This window comes from Campylobacter sp. CNRCH_2014_2849, assembly GCF_025772845.1.
GTDB classification, from domain to species: Bacteria; Campylobacterota; Campylobacteria; order Campylobacterales; family Campylobacteraceae; genus Campylobacter_D; species Campylobacter_D lari_D.
Map to the genome: position 1 here is coordinate 1 of NZ_JAKMSW010000001.1, position 17,076 is coordinate 17,076.

Genomic DNA, 17,076 nt, shown 5'->3' on the forward strand with positions numbered 1-17,076 from the left:
GTCAAAGAAAGAGTTGATACCTTTTTGGATTGCTTGTAAAGGGGATAGTAATTTTGAAGAAAAAAAGTAAATAGCAAAACATGAAATAAACAATATAATAATAGAAAAAATAATTTGCTTATATGCGTCTTTTAAAACCAACATTTCCAACTCATCTTGCTTTTGAGTTGCACAAGCAATATAGCTTACTTTAGCTTTTGAATTATCTATATTAGCGCAAATTCCAAATCTTTCTTCTTGTGTATCAACGCTTATATATTCAAATGTTTTATAATCTCCAAATTGTTGATGATATTTTTTTATCTCTTCTATACTTGGATGTTGGGTTAAGATTAGTGATTTATTATTTGATGCAAAAGGAATAGAGCTTGTTGTATCAAAAACAAAAACATTTCCTGGAAGTTTTTCAAAGGTCTTTTGCAAAGATGTTAGCAGTAAATCAACACCTAAAACACCTATCAACTTACCATTTTTCTTAATCGGGGTAGAATAAGTAAAACTAGGTAATTTTGTAACAGAATCTTCATAAACATCACTTATAAACACTCCATCATTTGCAATAGCCCCTTTATACCAGTCTCTAGAAGTAGCATCGTAACTTGGATCATCATAAGAAGAAATTCCACCACCTCTTTTTCTAAAATTAACCCCTTTTTTATCAGAAACAGTATCACTTACAAGCATAGTTCCATCGGGAAAACCAACATAGACAGCTAAAGTATTTGATCCATCTTTAAAAATTTTTAAATCATCTCCTAGCATTTGCTCCATAGAATCAAAATTTAAAACTTGATTTTTTCCCAAAGAATCAATGTATTTTTTTATGGCAAGTAAAATATCTATATAGCCATCAACATATCCTTCTACTTGAGTTTCTGTGATCAATAAATAATCTTCATTCGCTTGTTTACTGTTTGAAATTAAATTATTTCTACTAGAAACAAATGCCATTATAGTGATTATTGATAAAGCTAAAAAGACAATAACACCAACAACAATGGACAATTTATTTTTCACACTCATTTGTGTATTTACATTCATATATCTCCTTTTTTGTATTTAAATTGAAGTATTTTAGTAAATATATTTTATCAAAAAATAATAAATTTTAATAAAAATTATATATTATGACAAAATATTTGTTTATTATTTAAAATAATACTCTGCTGGTTTAGTGAAGAAAAATTAGGTATATAAGCATAACCGCTGATAGGATTTATAACTATACATATATGCTGATCTTGTTTATTAGATAATCTTATAATGCAGTTATTATTAAAAGATGAGAGTTTATCATAAGGACGCATAGCATTTTTCAAAGGTGTATATAAGCGACCATAATCATCAAAAATTAAACGCGTACTTCCCTTGCAAGCACCTTCGAACAAAACTTTTGAAATACCATATGTTTTTTCTATATTATATTTTAAATTCGCCTTAGAATCATTTTGATTTATTACTCCACTTTGTCCTGAGTTCATCAATAAGTTTGGATTAATCAAATCAACAGCTATTTCTCTGTCTTTATTGATCATATTTTTACCTATATTTGCATTACCATCACCATTTTTATCTAAAAAAATAGTATAAGTTTGTTCATTATTTGTAGCTGACTTTGAGCGTATGAAATATAATTGCCATTTGGCTTTAAACCACTCTCGTTTAGCAATGTTAAATTCTTTTACTCTAAAATCATTTTGTATTAATGCTAAATGTCTTGTGTATTTAATATCATTTAAAATTTGTTCAGCCCCTAAACGCAAATAGTCAGGTTTGTAATAAAAATACCCCATAGAAAACAATAAAGATAATATAATACAAACAAAAACTAGTTCTATTAAAGTAAAAGCTTGTTTCATTTTATATAATAATAAATTTTATGCTTACCTAAACTAACATATATCTTACTAGCTTTTTTACTAGAATGAAGTTCTAATTTACCTTTGGAAATACCATAAAATTTAAGTCTTAAAGCTAACTCTTTATCTTTAGTGAAAATATGTGTAAAATTTCGTTGTTTTAACTTTAAAGACAATTCTTTAGCAATATGATAATCATAAGCAAAATGTTTTTTTGGATCTTTTAATAAATAATAAAAACTTTGATTAAAAATAATACCAAGATAAAAAAATAGTAAAAAAACTAAAGAGCATTCTATAAAAATTTTATGTTTTAGGCGCAATTGTGGCATTCTTGAGCGATAAGAAGACATTAAATAACGAACTAATAATGGAGTACAAACTACACAAAAAGGTAAAAAGTCTTCTAAAAAAAGTCTTTGTCTTATAGAAAAAATCAAACAAAAAACAAAAGTAGTTGCACTAATAAACCATAAAAGAGGTTTATCATCTTGTAAAAGAATTCTATAAATAACATAAAAAAAATAAAGAAAAATTAAAGGTGAAAAGCAAGCTGCAAAAATACCTAAAGTATCTAAAAAATATCCTTTAGGTTTTCCACTTGCATCAAAACCATAAATACTCATTGCAATAGCAAATAAAATCAAAGAGCATGCAATAAGTAATTTATCTTTTTTATATATAGCAAAAAAGAAAAAAGATAAATATAAAATTACAAAATTTCCATCTACAAAAAGAACTAAAAAAAACAAGATATAAAATAAAAAAAATTTTTTATATTCAAACAGCACCAAAATCAAAAGCGTAAAAAATATTACTACGCTAGATTCATTGATAAGCAAAGCACTGGCTACACTACCAGGAAGCAATATAAAAAGCACAACAGAAATAAAAGCATCAAAAGAAGTTTTGGTGTATCTTAAAGCCAAAATATACAACAAAATACAACTTAAAGAATGCAACAAAACAAACGGAAGTCTTAATCCAAAATCATTTTGTCCAAGAAGAGCAGTACCAAATCTAGCAATCATAGCAATTAAGCTATGATCGTAAAAATAAATTTGTGCTTCATTGTAGCTGATAGATAAAGTGCTTACACCATATAATAAAGCACAAAAATCAAAAAATAAAACGGCTAATAAATACCTTTTCATTTTTGATTAGTCAAGTTTTACAGGCCCATTACTTGCGTGAGATTGTAAAAATCTTAAAATTCTATCTTTTTCCGCATCAGTGATTTTAGCAAAACCTTGCATAGCAGATAAATATGCATCCCATTCTTCCATTAAATGTTCTTTTGGTTTATGTGCTGCGTGACAACTTGTGCAAGTATCATAATAAGTTAATTCTATCTCATCCCAAGCAAGAATTTCTTGATCGGTCAAATCTTTACTTTTAACTAAAAATTCCATTTCATTACTTGCATTTTTACCATTTAAAGTAAGTAAAAGATAAATTCCATCTTTGGTATAAGCAAGGCTTTTTGGATTTGACTCCACAACCTCACCTTTGACTTTAATTAAAGAGTATTCACCTTCTTCTTTTATAAGCTCCACTTTAGAGCCTTCATAAATTTGTCCTACTACTTTTTTACTAGCACTATCTAAAAGATCTACTTTTTCATTAAAAATAAACATATCTTTAGCAAACAAAGCACTAGCTAAAAAAGTTAATGTCAATATAATTTTCTTCATTTTAAGCTCCTATGATTTCTGGTGGTGTAGTTGAATTATAAGGTTTTATAACTTCTTTTAGCTTTTTAATACCCACTAAGCAAGTATTTACACTAGTTGCTTGAGCCATAGTTGAAGTTGGTCTTGAGCTTGTTAAAACATTTACATGGCCTGCATTACATCTTGGCTTGCTATCGCTTACATCTTCAGGGTCATACCAAGCACCCTCTTGGATACTAATAACCCCTTCCATGATATTATCTGTTACAAAAGCACCTGCTAAAAGTGATCCACGATCATTATATACTTCTACAACTTCTCCGTGGGTAATGCCAAGTTTTTTAGCATCATTTGTATTAATCATCACAGGCTCTCTACCTTGAATTTTATACAAATCTCTTACCCAAGTATTATCAAGTTGAGAATGCACTCTATATCTTGGATGTGGACTTACTAAATGGAAAGGATATTTTTTAACTAATTTTTCATTACCCAGCCACTCTGCAGGCTCAAACCATGTTGGATGTGCTTTAAAATCATCTAAATTGTATTTTTCAAATTTTGGAGAATAAATTTGGATTTTTCCACTTTCTGTTGCAAGTTTATTTGCCACAGGATCGGCTCTAAATTCAGAGTGTCTTACAAAATTATAAGCTTCTTTTGGTGGTTCAAAATGGATAAAACCTTGTTTCCAAAAGTCAGCAAATTCCATATAATAAGGACAATCACTTCTTCCATAAAAACCTTCAAGCCATTGTTGTTTTGTTTTATTACCTGTAAATTTTTTATGCTCTCTCTCGCCAATTCTTTTTGCTAATTCTTCGAAAATATCATAGTCATTTCTACTTTCAAAATAAGGCTCAATTACTTTTTTCATAGCATAAACATAATCTTGAGAATAAGAGCCACCAAAGCTAATATCATCTCTTTCTAAAGTTGTAGTTGAAGGTAATACAATATCTGCCATTTTTGCCATAGGAGTCCACCAAGGCTCATGTACAATTAATGTATCAAGTGTTCTTAAAGCTTTGATAAGTTCATTTGTATTTGGATGATGGCCCAATACAGAAGCACCCACTACATACATGAGTTTAATTTTAGGATAAGTGATTTCTTTACCTTTAAATTTAACTGTTTTACCTGGATTTAAAATAGCTTCTGAAACTCTACTTGCAGGAATATTAGTATCAAGATTATTTTTACCTTGTGGTAAACCTACTGGTAATCTTACACCTGAAAATGCTTGACCACCACCTGAATAATGCATAGAAAAACCAAATCCACCACCAGGTAAGCCTACTTGACCTATCATTGAAGCTAAAACCATTAAAGTCCAATCAGCTTGCTCGCCATGGTGTGCTCTTTGCATAGCCCAGTTACCTGCTAAAAAGGTTCTATTTTTTACAAAAGTATCTGCCAATGCGGTAATAACTTTTTCTTCAACGCCGGTAATATTTGCAGCCCAAGCTGGAGTTTTATCAATACCATCAGTTTTTCCAAGCAAATAAGGTAAGAATTTGTCAAAACCATCAGTGTATTTTTCAATGAATTTTTTATCATATTTTCCACTTTTATATAAATAATTCATCATACCAAGCATTAAAGCAACATCAGTATTTGGACGAATCTTAATCCACTGGGCATTTAAAATTTCTGCTGTTTGAGTATATTGAGGATCGATAGTTATAAACTTAATTTTTGATTTGCTGTATTTTTTATAATAATCATCATTACCACGATTTGCAACTTTAAAATCAATTTGATTACATTTATAAAGATCAGCTCCCCATAAAACATAAACCTGAGTGTTTTCCAAAATAACTTCATGAGAAGTTTGTAAAGAATAAACTTCCAAATCTCCTACTATACTAGCATTTACTTTACCAGCAGCACCATTACTATACTCACCATCAGTACCAATATGGCCACCTAAAGCGGTATTAAAAAATCTTCCTGCTACTGAGTTACAATTGTGCAATAAACCTACATGTCCCCATGCACCATAACTTGCATTAAATAAATTTTCAATAGGGGTTTCTTTTAATTTTTCCAATACAAGCTCTAAAGCTTTCTCCCAACTTACTCTTACAAAAGGTTCTTTACCTCTTAATTTAGGTCTTTTTTTACCTTCTAAAAAGCTTTTTCTAACACAAGGATACTTTACCCTAGTGTCTGAATAAGTTCTATCGATAATAGCATCAGTTATTACTGAAGGATGTTTATCAGATTTTTGTGGAGTAACTTTTACTATTTTTCCTTCTGAATTTACTTCAGCCCAAAAAGCACCAAAGTGAGTTGCATGAGGAATTTTTTTAGTATCGTAAAATTTTGTTTGTGCTGCCATTAAAGGATTAACGGAAGCAACTGCTGAAGTTGCAGCAAGACCTTTTAAGAATTTTCTTCTTGTTAAACTCATGTTTGTCCTTCCTTTTAGTTTAGTATTTAATTATATTGTATTATTTATAGCTAATAATAAACTAAATTTTAATACTCCAGAAAAAATCAATCCATTCTTTAGCTTCTTTAATATAAAATTCAGGGATTAATAATGCTGAAGTTTTGTAAAAAACACTTGCTACTTTAAGCTCTAAATGAGGAAACTTTTGACTTAAGACTCTCTTAATTTCTATCATAGTTTCACCACTATCTATGATATCATCTACCAAAAGAACTTTTTTATATGAACTAAGATCAGGAATATTAAAAATTTTAATCGTATCTAATTTTTGAGTATCTTCATAATGGATAGAATTTAAAGAAAATAAATTTCTATTACCCATACCTTCTGCTAAAAAATGGCCCAAAGTCATACCACCTCTTGCTATAGCAAGTAAAACATCGGGATTAAATTCCTCTTTTATTTTACGCGTAAAAGGGATAATTTCTTTTTGAAATTCTTCATAAGCATAATAATACATAATCACTTCCTATAAAAATTGTAATAAAAATACCAATAATGAAATTGCACTTAAAATGATAATTCCAAGATTAATTTTATCAAATTCTTTTTGCATAATACGCATAAATAAATACGCAATAAAACCAAAAGCAAAACCTGTTGTAATAGAATAAGTCAGTGGCATCATAATAATAATAAAAAACGCACTCACAGCTATTGCTTTATCTTTAAAATTAATATTTGCAACTTCCATAAACATTAAAACTCCAACAAGAACCAATACAGGATAAATAGAATTTGCAGGAATAGCTTTAAATACCGGTAGTAAAAATAAAGTGAAAACAAAACATATAGCAGTAACTAAAGCTGTAAGACCTGTTCTACCGCCTGCTTCAACTCCTGCTGAACTCTCCACAAATGCCGTTACAGTAGAGGTGCCAACAACTGCTCCCATAGCTGAACTAACAGCATCTACTCCTAAAGTTTTTCCTAGTTTTTTATCACCTTGTTTTGGATCATCAAATATTTTTCCTCTTGAGCCTACGCCCGTGATTGTCCCTACGCTATCAAAAAGCTGAGTAACAAAAAAAGTAAGCACTATAGGAATCATACTAAGCTCTAAAGCTCCTTTAATATCAAGCTTACCAAATATTGCACTTAAGCCATTATCTCCGTTTATAACTGGCATCGACAAAAGTTGTTCTGGAAACCTAGCTCCATCAATACCAAAAATCCAAGCACACAAAGCACTTACAAAAACAGCTAAGATAAAAGCAGCTTTAATCCTCCAAGCCCAAAAAATAAAAACTAAAAACAAACCAAATAATCCAAAAAGTACTTTAGTGCTTGAAAAATCTCCCAAGCCTACTAAAGTTGCTTCACTTTTGGTGATAATTCCCATTTGCACAAGTCCCATAAAAGCTATAAAAGTTCCAATACCCGCTGATATAGCTTTTCTTAGATCATTTGGTATGCTTTTTATAACCCAAATTCTAAAATTAGTAAAAGATAATAAAGTAAAAACAATACCTGATAAAAAAACAGCCCCCAAAGCACTTTGCCAAGGAATTTGATAAGTATTACACACGCTAAAAGTAAAATACGCATTTAATCCCATGCCTACACTCATAGCCACAGGAGTATTAGAAAAAAAAGCACTTAAGGTAGTAGCTATAATAGTTACCAAAGCGGTTGCTACGATTAAAGCTTCTAGTGGCATACCTGAATTACTCATTATATTAGCATTAACTGGTATAATATAAATCATTGCTAAAAAGGTAGCAATACCTGCATAAATTTCAGTTTTTACATCGCTATTATGCTCTTTAAGTTTAAAAAAATCCATTTTAATCCTTAATAAATTTTTAGTTCATTATATAAACTATCTCGCTCTATTGCTATATAACCTGAACTTTGAATCATCTCTATGAAGGTTTTTAAACTTAAGCCATTTGAACTTTTTGCTCCACCTGCACTTTGTATGCTTTCTTTTTCTATGGTACCATCTAAATCATTTGCGCCAAAATCTTGAGCCACCATAGCTAAATTTATACCCATAGTTGCCCAATAAGCTTTGATATTTTTAATATTATCAAGTACAATTCTTGCTATAGCTAAAGTTTTTAAAATTTCCACCGAGCCAAGTGGCTTTTTACCTGTAATAAAACTATTATCTTGTTGCCAAACTAAAGGAATAAAAGCATTAAACCCACTTGTTTGATCTTGGAGATTTCTTAATCTTATCATGTGATTAATTCTATTTTCTCTACTTTCTATATGCCCAAATAACATAGTAGCATTACTTTGTTTGCCTTTTTCATGCCAAAGTTTGTGAATTTTTAGCCAATTTTCACTACTTACCTTACCATGACAAATTCTTTTTCTAACTTCTTCATCAAAAATTTCAGCTCCACCACCTGGCATAGAATCAACACCATACTCAAGCATTTTTTCTATTACTTCTTCATAACTCATATCAAAAGCTCTACTTAAAAAATCAACCTCAGCAGCAGTTAGAGCTTTAATGTGTAAAAATGGATATTTTTCTTTAATCATTTTAAAAATTTCTAAATACCACTGCCATGATGTATTTTTATTGTGCGCTGAAACAATATGAATTTCTTTCGTATCTCTTAAAACTGTTTCATCAACTATTTTCATTATCTCTTCATGTGTCATAGTGTAAGGATTAGGATTTTTCCTATGTGCTGAAAAAGCACAAAATTTACAAGTATCTGCACATATATTTGTAGGATTAATATGTCGATTGATATTAAAATAAACCTTTTTGCCATGCAAATTAGTACGAATTTTTTGTGCATATTTAGCTAGAGTAAAAAGCTCTAAATCCCAAAGTTTATTAGCCTCTTCTTCATTTAATCTTTCTTGATTTTCTAATTTTTCTATAATTGTTTGCATATTCTTACCATATTTTTAATTTTAAACTACAATTATAATTTTAACTTACTTAAAATTTAATACAAAGTATTTTTTGGTATGATTTTAATAAAAATTTAAAGCAAGGAATAATTTTCAAAAATGGATATGCAAAAAATTCAAAAATTAAAAAATTCTTTAAAAGACTATGAAGCATATTGTTCTAGACTTTTTTTAAAGCAAGGCTCTTTTAGCTTTTACCATTCTAAAGAGATTGATCGTTTTATAGAAGATATTTATGAACTTGTTTTAAATGATTTTTTTGATGATTTTTTTCCACATAATGACAAAATTCCTTTTTGTATTATCGCCATTAAACAATATGCTAAAATGAATTTAAGCATAAAAGAAAATATTGATTTATTGCTTATTTATAAAGATATAAAAGCTTATAATATTAAGCCTTTAATGAAAGCATTTATTACTTTTTTAAACGATATTGGTTTAAGCATTAACTATCAAATTTGTGAAATAAATGGACTTTATAATATAGCTAAAAATGAGCTTAAACAAAATATTTTACAATATCGCTATATTAGTGGTTCTAAGATTTTATTTAAACAAATCAAAGAAAAAATTTCCCAAGCTCAAGATGAGTTAAAAGAAGAATTTGCTCTAAAAATCTTGCAAGAATTTAACCCTTATTATCAACCTTTAATCAAGCAAGAATTTGATATTAATAAAAATTTTGGCGGTTTAGATGAGCAACTTAATATAGAAAATTTAAATATTTTATTTAAAGATTCTCCCAAAAATTATATGCTTAATTTTATCAATGAAAAAGAATTTAGCGAATTTAAGCTTGCGAGTGATTTTTTATTTTCACTTAAATGTGCAATGAATCTTTTAGAAGGTAAAAACACAAATTTATTTTTAATACAAAATTCACAAGAACTTGCTAACTTAATGCATAAAAAAGAAAAGAAAAATTTAGATCTTAAATCCATACTCATTCAAAAAGCAATGCAAAGTATGCAAATTTGTGGAATTTATACACATTTTTTAGCAAGATGCATCCAGGAAAAACATTATAAAGAAAATAAACTTTATGAAATACAAGATAACTTTTTTACTCATTCAGATGAAAATGAAAATTTAAATTTAATACTCAATCGACTTTTAAAACTAGAAGATGAGGATTTTATTTTTGATATTAAACTAATTTTTGCATTAAAAAGAGCAAAAAATAATGATGAAAATTTGGAGTTATTTAAAGGCATATTAGAAAAAAAACATTCTTTTAGTATTTTAAAACTACTAAACAATGCAAACATTTTAAAAGATTTTTGCAAACCATTAATTCAAAGTAAATTTTTACTCGAAGAAGAAGGTGTTTATAGCGCATTAGATAGAGCATTACTTTGCTTAAAATACTTTGAAGAAAAAGATTGCAAATTTGATAAAAAAACACTTCTAATAATAAAGCTTACCATACTTTTAAGTGCTATTCATGAAGAAAATGAAATTTCTTTAGCTAATATTTATAGAGCTTATGTTGGAAAATTCCAAGTTGATAATGAACTTTTAGATTTTGGCTTAAGATTATTTAAAAATTTTAATGCTTTTAAAGATATTATAGAAAAAGAAGATATTTATAATTCTACTATTGTATTAAATTTTATTTCCAAATTAAATGATACTCATACCCTAAAAACCTTACATCTTTTATCTTTTTGCAATGCTAAAGCTTTGGGTATAGAAAATCATTTTTATTATAAAAGTTTAGAAAGATTGTTTCAAAATGCACTAGAAGGTTTTGAGGATGAAAATTTAATTGATGAGAGTCAAAGAAGGGTAAAAAAAGAACAAACCCTAAAAAGAAGCAAGGCTTTTTTAGATCTTGATGAGCAAACTCAAAACAATATCACTCATATTAAATCTAATCTCTTTTTTATAAAAAATAGCTTTGAAAAAATTATTAAAATAACACAGATTGCGCAAAAAGAAAATTTTACTTTTTGGCTTGACAATCAAGATAATTTTACTCTAGAGCTTATAATGAATAGAAAAAATAATCTTGAAAATATACTCAACACTTTAAGTTCTTTAAATTTAGTCTTTATGAGTTTTTTTGAATTATTTGATGAAAAAGTTTATCTGAAATTTGAATATTCAGATATAGTAAGTGATAATCAAAAACAAAGTTTAGAAAATTTACTTAATTCTAAATTACATTTAAAAGTACAAAAAAAAGCAAAAAAACCAAACATTAAAAAAGATGAATTAAAATTAGACATGAATTATTCCAAAAGCTATGCCAAAATAACCTTAAACACAAAAGATCAAAAAGGTTTAATGGCTTATGTAATGGATGTGCTTGTAAGATATGATATTGTCTTAAGTGCAGCAAAAATTCAAACTATAAAAGAAAGAACGCGAAATGTTTTGATTTTGCATAAAAATGAAAGCTTGCAAGATCATAAAGATCAAATTCTTAAATCACTAATAAGCGAGTAAAAGATGTGTGGAATAGTAGGTTATATAGGAACTAAAGAAAAGAAAAAAATCATATTAGAAGGTTTAAAAGAGCTTGAATATAGAGGTTATGATAGCGCCGGTATAGCAGTAATGAAAGATGGAGAATTAGACTTTTTTAAAGCGGTTGGAAAATTAGAAAATTTAGCTAACAAAACTGCTAATTTTAATAGTGATGGATTTGGGCTTGCTATAGGCCATACGCGTTGGGCAACCCATGGAAAACCAACTGAAATAAATGCGCATCCACATTTAGGACAATACTCTTGTGTAATACATAATGGAATCATAGAAAATTACCAAGAATTAAAAACAAAACTCACACAAGAAGGTATTAATTTTCTAAGTCAAACAGACACTGAAGTTATTGTACATTTATTTGAATATCATGCGAGTAATTTAGAACCATTTGAAGCTTTTAAAAAGACTATAGCTGAACTAAAAGGTGCTTTTGCAATCTTGCTTGTGAGTAAAAAAGATCCTAATACAATTTATTTTGCTAAAAATGCTGTGCCACTCATCATCGGAAAAAATGGCGATGAAAATGAATATTATTTTGCATCAAGTGATGCACCTTTAGTTTCTTTAGTGGATAAAGTAGCCTATCTTGAAGATGGAGATTATGGATATGTTAATTTAAACGAATGTAAAATTTGTCATGATCAAGCTTGTATACAACCTACTTTTGTGGCTTTAAGTCAAGATAAAAGTTATGCTCAAAAAGATGGTTATAGGTTTTTCATGGAAAAAGAAATTTATGAGCAAAGTAGAGTTTTAGGCGAAGTTTTAATGGGACGATTACAAGGTGAGCAGATTGTTTTTGAAGATATAAATGAAACTCTTTTACAAAACATAGATGAAATCACACTTTGTGCTTGTGGTACAAGCTATCATGCAGCATTAAGTGGGGCTTATTTACTTGAAAGACTTGCAAAAATTAAAACTAAAGTTGAAGTAGCAAGTGAATTTAGATACAGAGAAGCCATTATAGGTAAAAATACTCTTTTTATAGTAATCTCTCAAAGTGGTGAAACAGCTGATACACTAGAAGCTTTAAAAATAGCAAAAACACAAGGAGTTAAAACTTTAGCAATATGCAATGTGGATAATTCTAACATCGTGCGTTTGGCTGATATATCTTTACTTACTAGAGCGGGTATTGAAAAAGGCGTAGCTTCAACTAAAGCATTTGCCACTCAAGTAGCAACTTTATGGATGCTTGCAATCTATCTTGCACAAAAAGCAAATTTAGATATGAGTAAAGAAATCAAAGCTCTAAGAAGTTTACCAAGTATAGTTAAAGTTGAACAAAACTTGCATGAAAAAGTACATAGAATTTCAAAAAGATACCTACATGGCCATGGCTTTTTCTTTATAGGAAGAGATGTATTTTATCCACTAGCACTAGAAGGAGCTTTAAAACTTAAAGAAATTTCATACTTACATGCTGAAGGCTATCCAGCAGGAGAGATGAAACATGGACCTATTGCTCTAGCAGATAGTGAGCTTTTTACCGTTGCATTAATGCCGCAAAATTGTCTTTATGAAAAAACAAAATCAAATGTAGAAGAATTAGCTGCAAGGGATTCTACTTTACTTGCTATCTCTCCACTTGATTTTGATTTAAGTGATGATTTTATAAAAACTTCAAAGCAAGAGCACTATATGTGCGAATTTTTCGAAATGATGGTAATCTTACAACTTCTAGCTTTAGAAGTTTCTATAAGACTTGGCAATGATGTGGATATGCCAAGAAATCTAGCAAAAAGTGTTACAGTAGAATAATATTTGTGTAGTTTTGAAAAAAACTACACCTTTCTTCAAAAATTTTATAAATACTTCTTAAATTATAAGCAAACTTTAGGGTTTATTTAGTTTAAATATCACAACTTATTTTATTACAAGGAAAGGCCATGGAATACAGAATCGAACACGATACTATGGGAGAGATTAAAGTTCCTAATGATAAATATTGGGGAGCACAAACTGAAAGAAGTTTTGAAAATTTTAAAATTGGTTGTGAAAAAATGCCAAAAGTTTTAATTTATGCTTTTGCAAATCTTAAAAAATCTTTGGCTTTGGTAAATAATAAACTTGGTAAATTAGATGATGCTAAAAAAAATGCTATCGTGCAAGCTTGCGATGAAATTGTAACAGGAAAATTTGACGATAATTTCCCACTAGCAATATGGCAAACAGGTTCAGGCACTCAAAGCAATATGAATATGAATGAAGTTATAGCAAACCGTGCAACTGAAATTATGGGTGGAGATTTTAGAAAAGAAAAGCTTGTTCATCCAAATGATCATGTAAATATGAGTCAAAGTTCAAATGATACTTTTCCAACTGCTATGAGTATAGTTTCGGTAGAGCAAGTAGAGAAAAAACTTATCCCTGCTTTAGATGAGCTTATTGCAACTTTTGAAAAAAAAGTAAAAGAATTTGAAGGAATTATTAAAATAGGAAGAACTCACCTTCAAGATGCTACACCACTTACCCTAGCTCAAGAATTTAGCGGATACCTTTCTATGTTACTTCACTCAAAAGAGCAAATCATCGCTTCTTTACCTACATTAAGAGAACTTGCAATAGGTGGGACAGCTGTTGGTACAGGATTGAATGCGCATCCAGAACTTAGTGAAAAAGTAAGCGAAGAATTAAGCAAGCTAATAGGCACTAAATTTGTTTCAAGTCCAAATAAATTCCATGCCCTAACAAGCCATGATGCAATTAATTTTACCCATGGAGCCATGAAAGGCTTAGCTGCAAATTTAATGAAAATAGCAAATGATATTAGATGGCTAGCAAGTGGTCCTAGATGTGGTCTTGGGGAATTAAACATACCTGAAAACGAGCCAGGAAGTTCTATCATGCCAGGCAAGGTTAATCCTACTCAATGCGAAGCTTTAACTATGGTTGCAGTGCAAGTTATGGGAAATGATACAGCTATTGGCTTTGCAGCAAGCCAAGGAAATTTCGAGCTTAATGTTTTCAAACCTGTGATTATTTATAACTTCTTGCAAAGCCTTGATTTATTAGCTGATGCTATGCATTCATTTAATATCCATTGTGCTGTTGGTATAGAACCAAATAAAGAAAAAATTGATTTTAACTTGCATAATTCTTTAATGCTAGTAACTGCACTAAATCCACATATTGGCTATGAAAATGCAGCTAAAGTAGCAAAAAATGCTCATAAAAAAGGTATTTCTTTAAAAGAAAGTGCTATGGAACTTGGCTTAGTAAGCGAAGAAGACTTTGCTAAATTTGTAGATCCTACAAAAATGATAGGAGTAAAAAAATAATCAAAAGACTAGGAATAACCCTAGTCTTTTTAAGGATTTAGATGATTTATGAAAATGATTTTTTATTTATAGAAAAAGAAGATTCTCAAATTCCTTGGGTAAAAATTTTTACTAAAGAAAATTACAGAGAATTAAGTGATTGTCCAGCCTTTTTGCAAAATATGCTTTTTCAGTATGTTTTAGCTTGTGAGTTAAGCCTTAGAGAATACTACAACCCAGAAAAAATCAACATAGCTTCCTTTGCAAACTATGTGCCAAGAGTGCATTTTCATGTTATGGCACGCTTTAAAGAAGATGGGTTTTTTCCTGAATGCATGTGGGGAAAACAACAAAGAGAAATTAAGGATTTAAAATTGCCTGATTTTGAAGGATTTGTATCAATTTTACTTAAAAAAATAAACAATATTCATGTTTAAAAATTTATTAATTCTAGTTATCAAATCCTATTACATTATCTACTTAGGATTATTTTAGTATAAAAATCATATAAGTTTAAAATATGAGAAAATCAAACTATAAGCTTGATAATAATTCATCTTTATTTTTATAAAAGGTCAAATAACTTTTTTTAAAACTCATGTTTTTATTAAAAACAGCAAATAAATTATTTAATATAATAAACTAAAATTTGAAAAAAGAAAGGTTTAAACTATGAAGCAATTGTTATTTTTACTTACACTTTGCTCACTTGCATTTTCCACGCAATGTGAGGTTAAAATAAAGCAAATTCAAAAAGAAATAGCTTATGCTAAAAATTACAATCATCAAGAAAAAGCTTTAAGTTTAGAATTAGCCTTAAAAGAAGTTCAGGCAGATTGCGCAAAAGATCCTCTTTTTTATGATAAAAAATTAGAGGGCAAAAAACTTAAAGAGCAAGAGATAGAAAAAATCGAACAAGAATTAAAAGAATTAAAAAAACAAAAAGATTATATGAGTAAAACAGAGTATAAAAATAAAAAACAAGCTTTAAAAGACAAAAAAGACAAAATCAAAAAAGAGATTAAAGAATACATCAACAAACTCTAATTTAATTCCAAATTTGCCACCATTTTTTATTTTGTTGTTTTAATTTTTGCATTAAAATATTTTGATTTTTTAATGCAAACTCATTTTCTCCATCAAGCTTTGATAATTCTTTGGTATATTCTAAAACTTGTTTACTCAATCATTTTATTAAAAAATTCTATAGCCTTTTGATAATCTTCCAAATTCTCAAAGTCGCTTCTTAAACAAGAGCTAGATCAATACAAGTTTACAATTTTTTTAAGGCTTTTATTTGCTTATCTAAAAGTATATAAACTCTAGCTCTGTTAAAATATACTAAATAATATATATTATCTAGTACATGGTTTTATGAAAGTCAAAAGTACTTCTTGAAATTTCAAACAATTAAATCCACAAAATGCTCTATTATGATAAGCTTCCAAAAACAATACGCTCGCTTAAAACTTCATCGCATTTTTCAAATTCTGAATTTTCAAAATATTCTTTAGCTAAATCTGATAACTCAGTAATTAAATTATCTAAATCTTAACCCTAGTTTTGATTTTCTTTATTTAAACTTTTCAAAAATTCTTCTATATTATATTTTGTTCTATAAGTTTCACTCATTAAGTGAATCAAAATATCTCCTAAATCAAGCACAGTCCATTCTTCACTACTTTCTATATTTAAAAACTCCTCACCCTTGCTTTTAAGATTAGTTTTTAAATCATCAATCAAAGAAAGCGCGTGTCTTTCCCCCATAGTAGTAGCAATCACTACAAATTTAACAAAATAATCCTTATCTTGCATATCAAAGCTTTCTATTAAATCTGCCTTTTTATCATCTAAAATCTGCACTATATTATTAATTCTTTCTTGCATTGTTTTCCTTTTGTTAAATATTTTTAAATTTAGAATAATAAAGCTTAACTTCTTCTTTGATTTGCTCACAAACTTGCGTTGTTTGTAAAGTTTGTCTTATAAAAGATGAAGAGATATTTACTTTAGTATCTAAAGTTTTAAAATGTTTTGGTATAAAAATATCATCTCTTTTAGCTATAACAAATTCTACCAAATTTTGCAATCTTTCAAATTCATGCCATTTTTCAAGACTTTGCAAATGATCAGCTCCTAAAATAAGATAAAATTTTGAAATTTCATATTGCTTATATAAAAATTCAACACTTTCTATACTAGGCACAGGTCTTTGCTTTTTTATTTCAAAATCACAAATTTCAACTTTTATTAAGCTTTCCCAAATTTCCTTGCACCATTTTAAGCGTCTTTGTTCATCTGCAGTAAATTCTTGTTTAAAAAGACTAATAAAAGTAGGCATAATAATGAGCTTATCAAGCTCTAAATTTTCTAATGCATTTAAGACTATAGCATTATGACCTAAATGAGGCGGATCAAAACTACCGCCAAAAAGTGCGATTTTCATTAAA

The 17,076-nt window shown here is 28.6% G+C and carries 16 protein-coding genes; 5 read left to right on the plus strand and 11 right to left on the minus strand.

Annotated elements, in window-relative coordinates; translation table 11 throughout:
• From L8X33_RS00005 to mqnE, 8 genes are all read right to left on the minus strand, one after another.
• A partial coding sequence (locus L8X33_RS00005) for a cache domain-containing protein (protein WP_263666232.1) occupies positions 1-1,041 on the minus strand: 1,041 nt, incomplete at its 3' end.
• A 77-nt stretch (positions 1,042-1,118) separates the two neighbouring features.
• Positions 1,119-1,859, minus strand: a complete 741-nt coding sequence (locus tag L8X33_RS00010) for a Tfp pilus assembly protein FimT/FimU (protein WP_220566288.1) — start codon at positions 1,857-1,859, stop codon at positions 1,119-1,121.
• Positions 1,856-3,013 (minus strand): hypothetical protein, encoded by a 1,158-nt coding sequence (locus L8X33_RS00015; RefSeq protein ID WP_263666233.1) that lies wholly within the window; start codon positions 3,011-3,013, stop codon positions 1,856-1,858. Before L8X33_RS00015 ends, L8X33_RS00010 begins: the two co-directional genes overlap by 4 nt.
• 6 nt (positions 3,014-3,019) lie before the next feature.
• Positions 3,020-3,553 carry a hypothetical protein gene (locus L8X33_RS00020; RefSeq protein WP_133319345.1) on the minus strand — a complete coding sequence of 178 codons (534 nt, stop codon included), beginning with the start codon at positions 3,551-3,553 and terminating at the stop codon, positions 3,020-3,022.
• Position 3,554: 1 nt separating this feature from the next.
• A complete protein-coding gene (locus L8X33_RS00025) occupies positions 3,555-5,948 on the minus strand; it encodes a molybdopterin guanine dinucleotide-containing S/N-oxide reductase (RefSeq protein ID WP_133319346.1) in 2,394 nt (797 codons plus the stop codon).
• Between the two features lie 61 nt (positions 5,949-6,009).
• On the minus strand, positions 6,010-6,450 hold the full coding sequence (locus tag L8X33_RS00030; protein ID WP_133319347.1) for a phosphoribosyltransferase: 441 nt from the start codon (positions 6,448-6,450) through the stop codon (positions 6,010-6,012).
• 9 nt (positions 6,451-6,459) lie between these two features.
• Positions 6,460-7,776, minus strand: a complete 1,317-nt coding sequence (locus L8X33_RS00035; RefSeq protein WP_263669679.1) for an NCS2 family permease — start codon at positions 7,774-7,776, stop codon at positions 6,460-6,462.
• Positions 7,777-7,784: 8 nt separating this feature from the next.
• Positions 7,785-8,849 (minus strand): aminofutalosine synthase MqnE, encoded by a 1,065-nt coding sequence (mqnE, locus tag L8X33_RS00040; RefSeq protein ID WP_133319349.1) that lies wholly within the window; start codon positions 8,847-8,849, stop codon positions 7,785-7,787.
• A gap of 120 nt (positions 8,850-8,969) precedes the next feature.
• On the opposite strand from mqnE, the gene L8X33_RS00045 reads away from it, so the two are divergent.
• The 5 genes from L8X33_RS00045 (at position 8,970) to L8X33_RS00065 (ending at position 15,673) form a co-directional block, all read left to right on the plus strand.
• Positions 8,970-11,324 carry a nucleotidyltransferase gene (locus L8X33_RS00045; protein WP_263669680.1) on the plus strand — a complete coding sequence of 785 codons (2,355 nt, stop codon included), beginning with the start codon at positions 8,970-8,972 and terminating at the stop codon, positions 11,322-11,324.
• A gap of 3 nt (positions 11,325-11,327) precedes the next feature.
• Positions 11,328-13,127: a glutamine--fructose-6-phosphate transaminase (isomerizing) gene (gene glmS / locus L8X33_RS00050; RefSeq protein ID WP_263662841.1), complete on the plus strand. Its 1,800-nt coding sequence runs from the start codon at positions 11,328-11,330 to the stop codon at positions 13,125-13,127.
• A 128-nt stretch (positions 13,128-13,255) separates the two neighbouring features.
• Positions 13,256-14,647, plus strand: coding sequence for a class II fumarate hydratase (fumC, locus tag L8X33_RS00055; protein WP_263669681.1), 1,392 nt, complete (start codon positions 13,256-13,258; stop codon positions 14,645-14,647).
• Positions 14,648-14,688: 41 nt separating this feature from the next.
• Positions 14,689-15,063, plus strand: coding sequence for an HIT family protein (locus tag L8X33_RS00060; protein WP_263662839.1), 375 nt, complete (start codon positions 14,689-14,691; stop codon positions 15,061-15,063).
• Between the two features lie 235 nt (positions 15,064-15,298).
• Positions 15,299-15,673: a DUF1090 domain-containing protein gene (locus L8X33_RS00065; RefSeq protein WP_263662838.1), complete on the plus strand. Its 375-nt coding sequence runs from the start codon at positions 15,299-15,301 to the stop codon at positions 15,671-15,673.
• Position 15,674: 1 nt separating this feature from the next.
• Here the strand turns inward: L8X33_RS00065 and L8X33_RS00070 are convergent, their stop codons facing one another.
• The 3 genes from L8X33_RS00070 to nadD form a co-directional block, all read right to left on the minus strand.
• A complete protein-coding gene (locus L8X33_RS00070; protein WP_220566298.1) occupies positions 15,675-15,812 on the minus strand; it encodes a hypothetical protein in 138 nt (45 codons plus the stop codon).
• A 371-nt stretch (positions 15,813-16,183) separates the two neighbouring features.
• Positions 16,184-16,513 (minus strand): ribosome silencing factor, encoded by a 330-nt coding sequence (gene rsfS / locus L8X33_RS00075; RefSeq protein ID WP_133319354.1) that lies wholly within the window; start codon positions 16,511-16,513, stop codon positions 16,184-16,186.
• Between the two features lie 13 nt (positions 16,514-16,526).
• Positions 16,527-17,072 (minus strand): nicotinate (nicotinamide) nucleotide adenylyltransferase, encoded by a 546-nt coding sequence (gene nadD, locus L8X33_RS00080; protein WP_263662837.1) that lies wholly within the window; start codon positions 17,070-17,072, stop codon positions 16,527-16,529.
• Positions 17,073-17,076 lie beyond the last annotated feature (4 nt).

Coding starts and splice junctions, on each gene's coding strand:
- glmS (WP_263662841.1), top strand. CDS start 11,328: ATGTGTGGAATAGTAGGTTATATAGGAACTAAAGAAAAGAAAAAAATC.
- L8X33_RS00035 (WP_263669679.1), bottom strand. CDS start 7,776: ATGGATTTTTTTAAACTTAAAGAGCATAATAGCGATGTAAAAACTGAA.
- L8X33_RS00020 (WP_133319345.1), bottom strand. CDS start 3,553: ATGAAGAAAATTATATTGACATTAACTTTTTTAGCTAGTGCTTTGTTT.
- L8X33_RS00030 (WP_133319347.1), bottom strand. CDS start 6,450: ATGTATTATTATGCTTATGAAGAATTTCAAAAAGAAATTATCCCTTTT.
- L8X33_RS00025 (WP_133319346.1), bottom strand. CDS start 5,948: ATGAGTTTAACAAGAAGAAAATTCTTAAAAGGTCTTGCTGCAACTTCA.
- L8X33_RS00015 (WP_263666233.1), bottom strand. CDS start 3,013: ATGAAAAGGTATTTATTAGCCGTTTTATTTTTTGATTTTTGTGCTTTA.
- nadD (WP_263662837.1), bottom strand. CDS start 17,072: ATGAAAATCGCACTTTTTGGCGGTAGTTTTGATCCGCCTCATTTAGGT.
- L8X33_RS00045 (WP_263669680.1), top strand. CDS start 8,970: ATGGATATGCAAAAAATTCAAAAATTAAAAAATTCTTTAAAAGACTAT.
- L8X33_RS00010 (WP_220566288.1), bottom strand. CDS start 1,859: ATGAAACAAGCTTTTACTTTAATAGAACTAGTTTTTGTTTGTATTATA.
- L8X33_RS00065 (WP_263662838.1), top strand. CDS start 15,299: ATGAAGCAATTGTTATTTTTACTTACACTTTGCTCACTTGCATTTTCC.
- L8X33_RS00060 (WP_263662839.1), top strand. CDS start 14,689: ATGATTTATGAAAATGATTTTTTATTTATAGAAAAAGAAGATTCTCAA.
- rsfS (WP_133319354.1), bottom strand. CDS start 16,513: ATGCAAGAAAGAATTAATAATATAGTGCAGATTTTAGATGATAAAAAG.
- fumC (WP_263669681.1), top strand. CDS start 13,256: ATGGAATACAGAATCGAACACGATACTATGGGAGAGATTAAAGTTCCT.
- mqnE (WP_133319349.1), bottom strand. CDS start 8,849: ATGCAAACAATTATAGAAAAATTAGAAAATCAAGAAAGATTAAATGAA.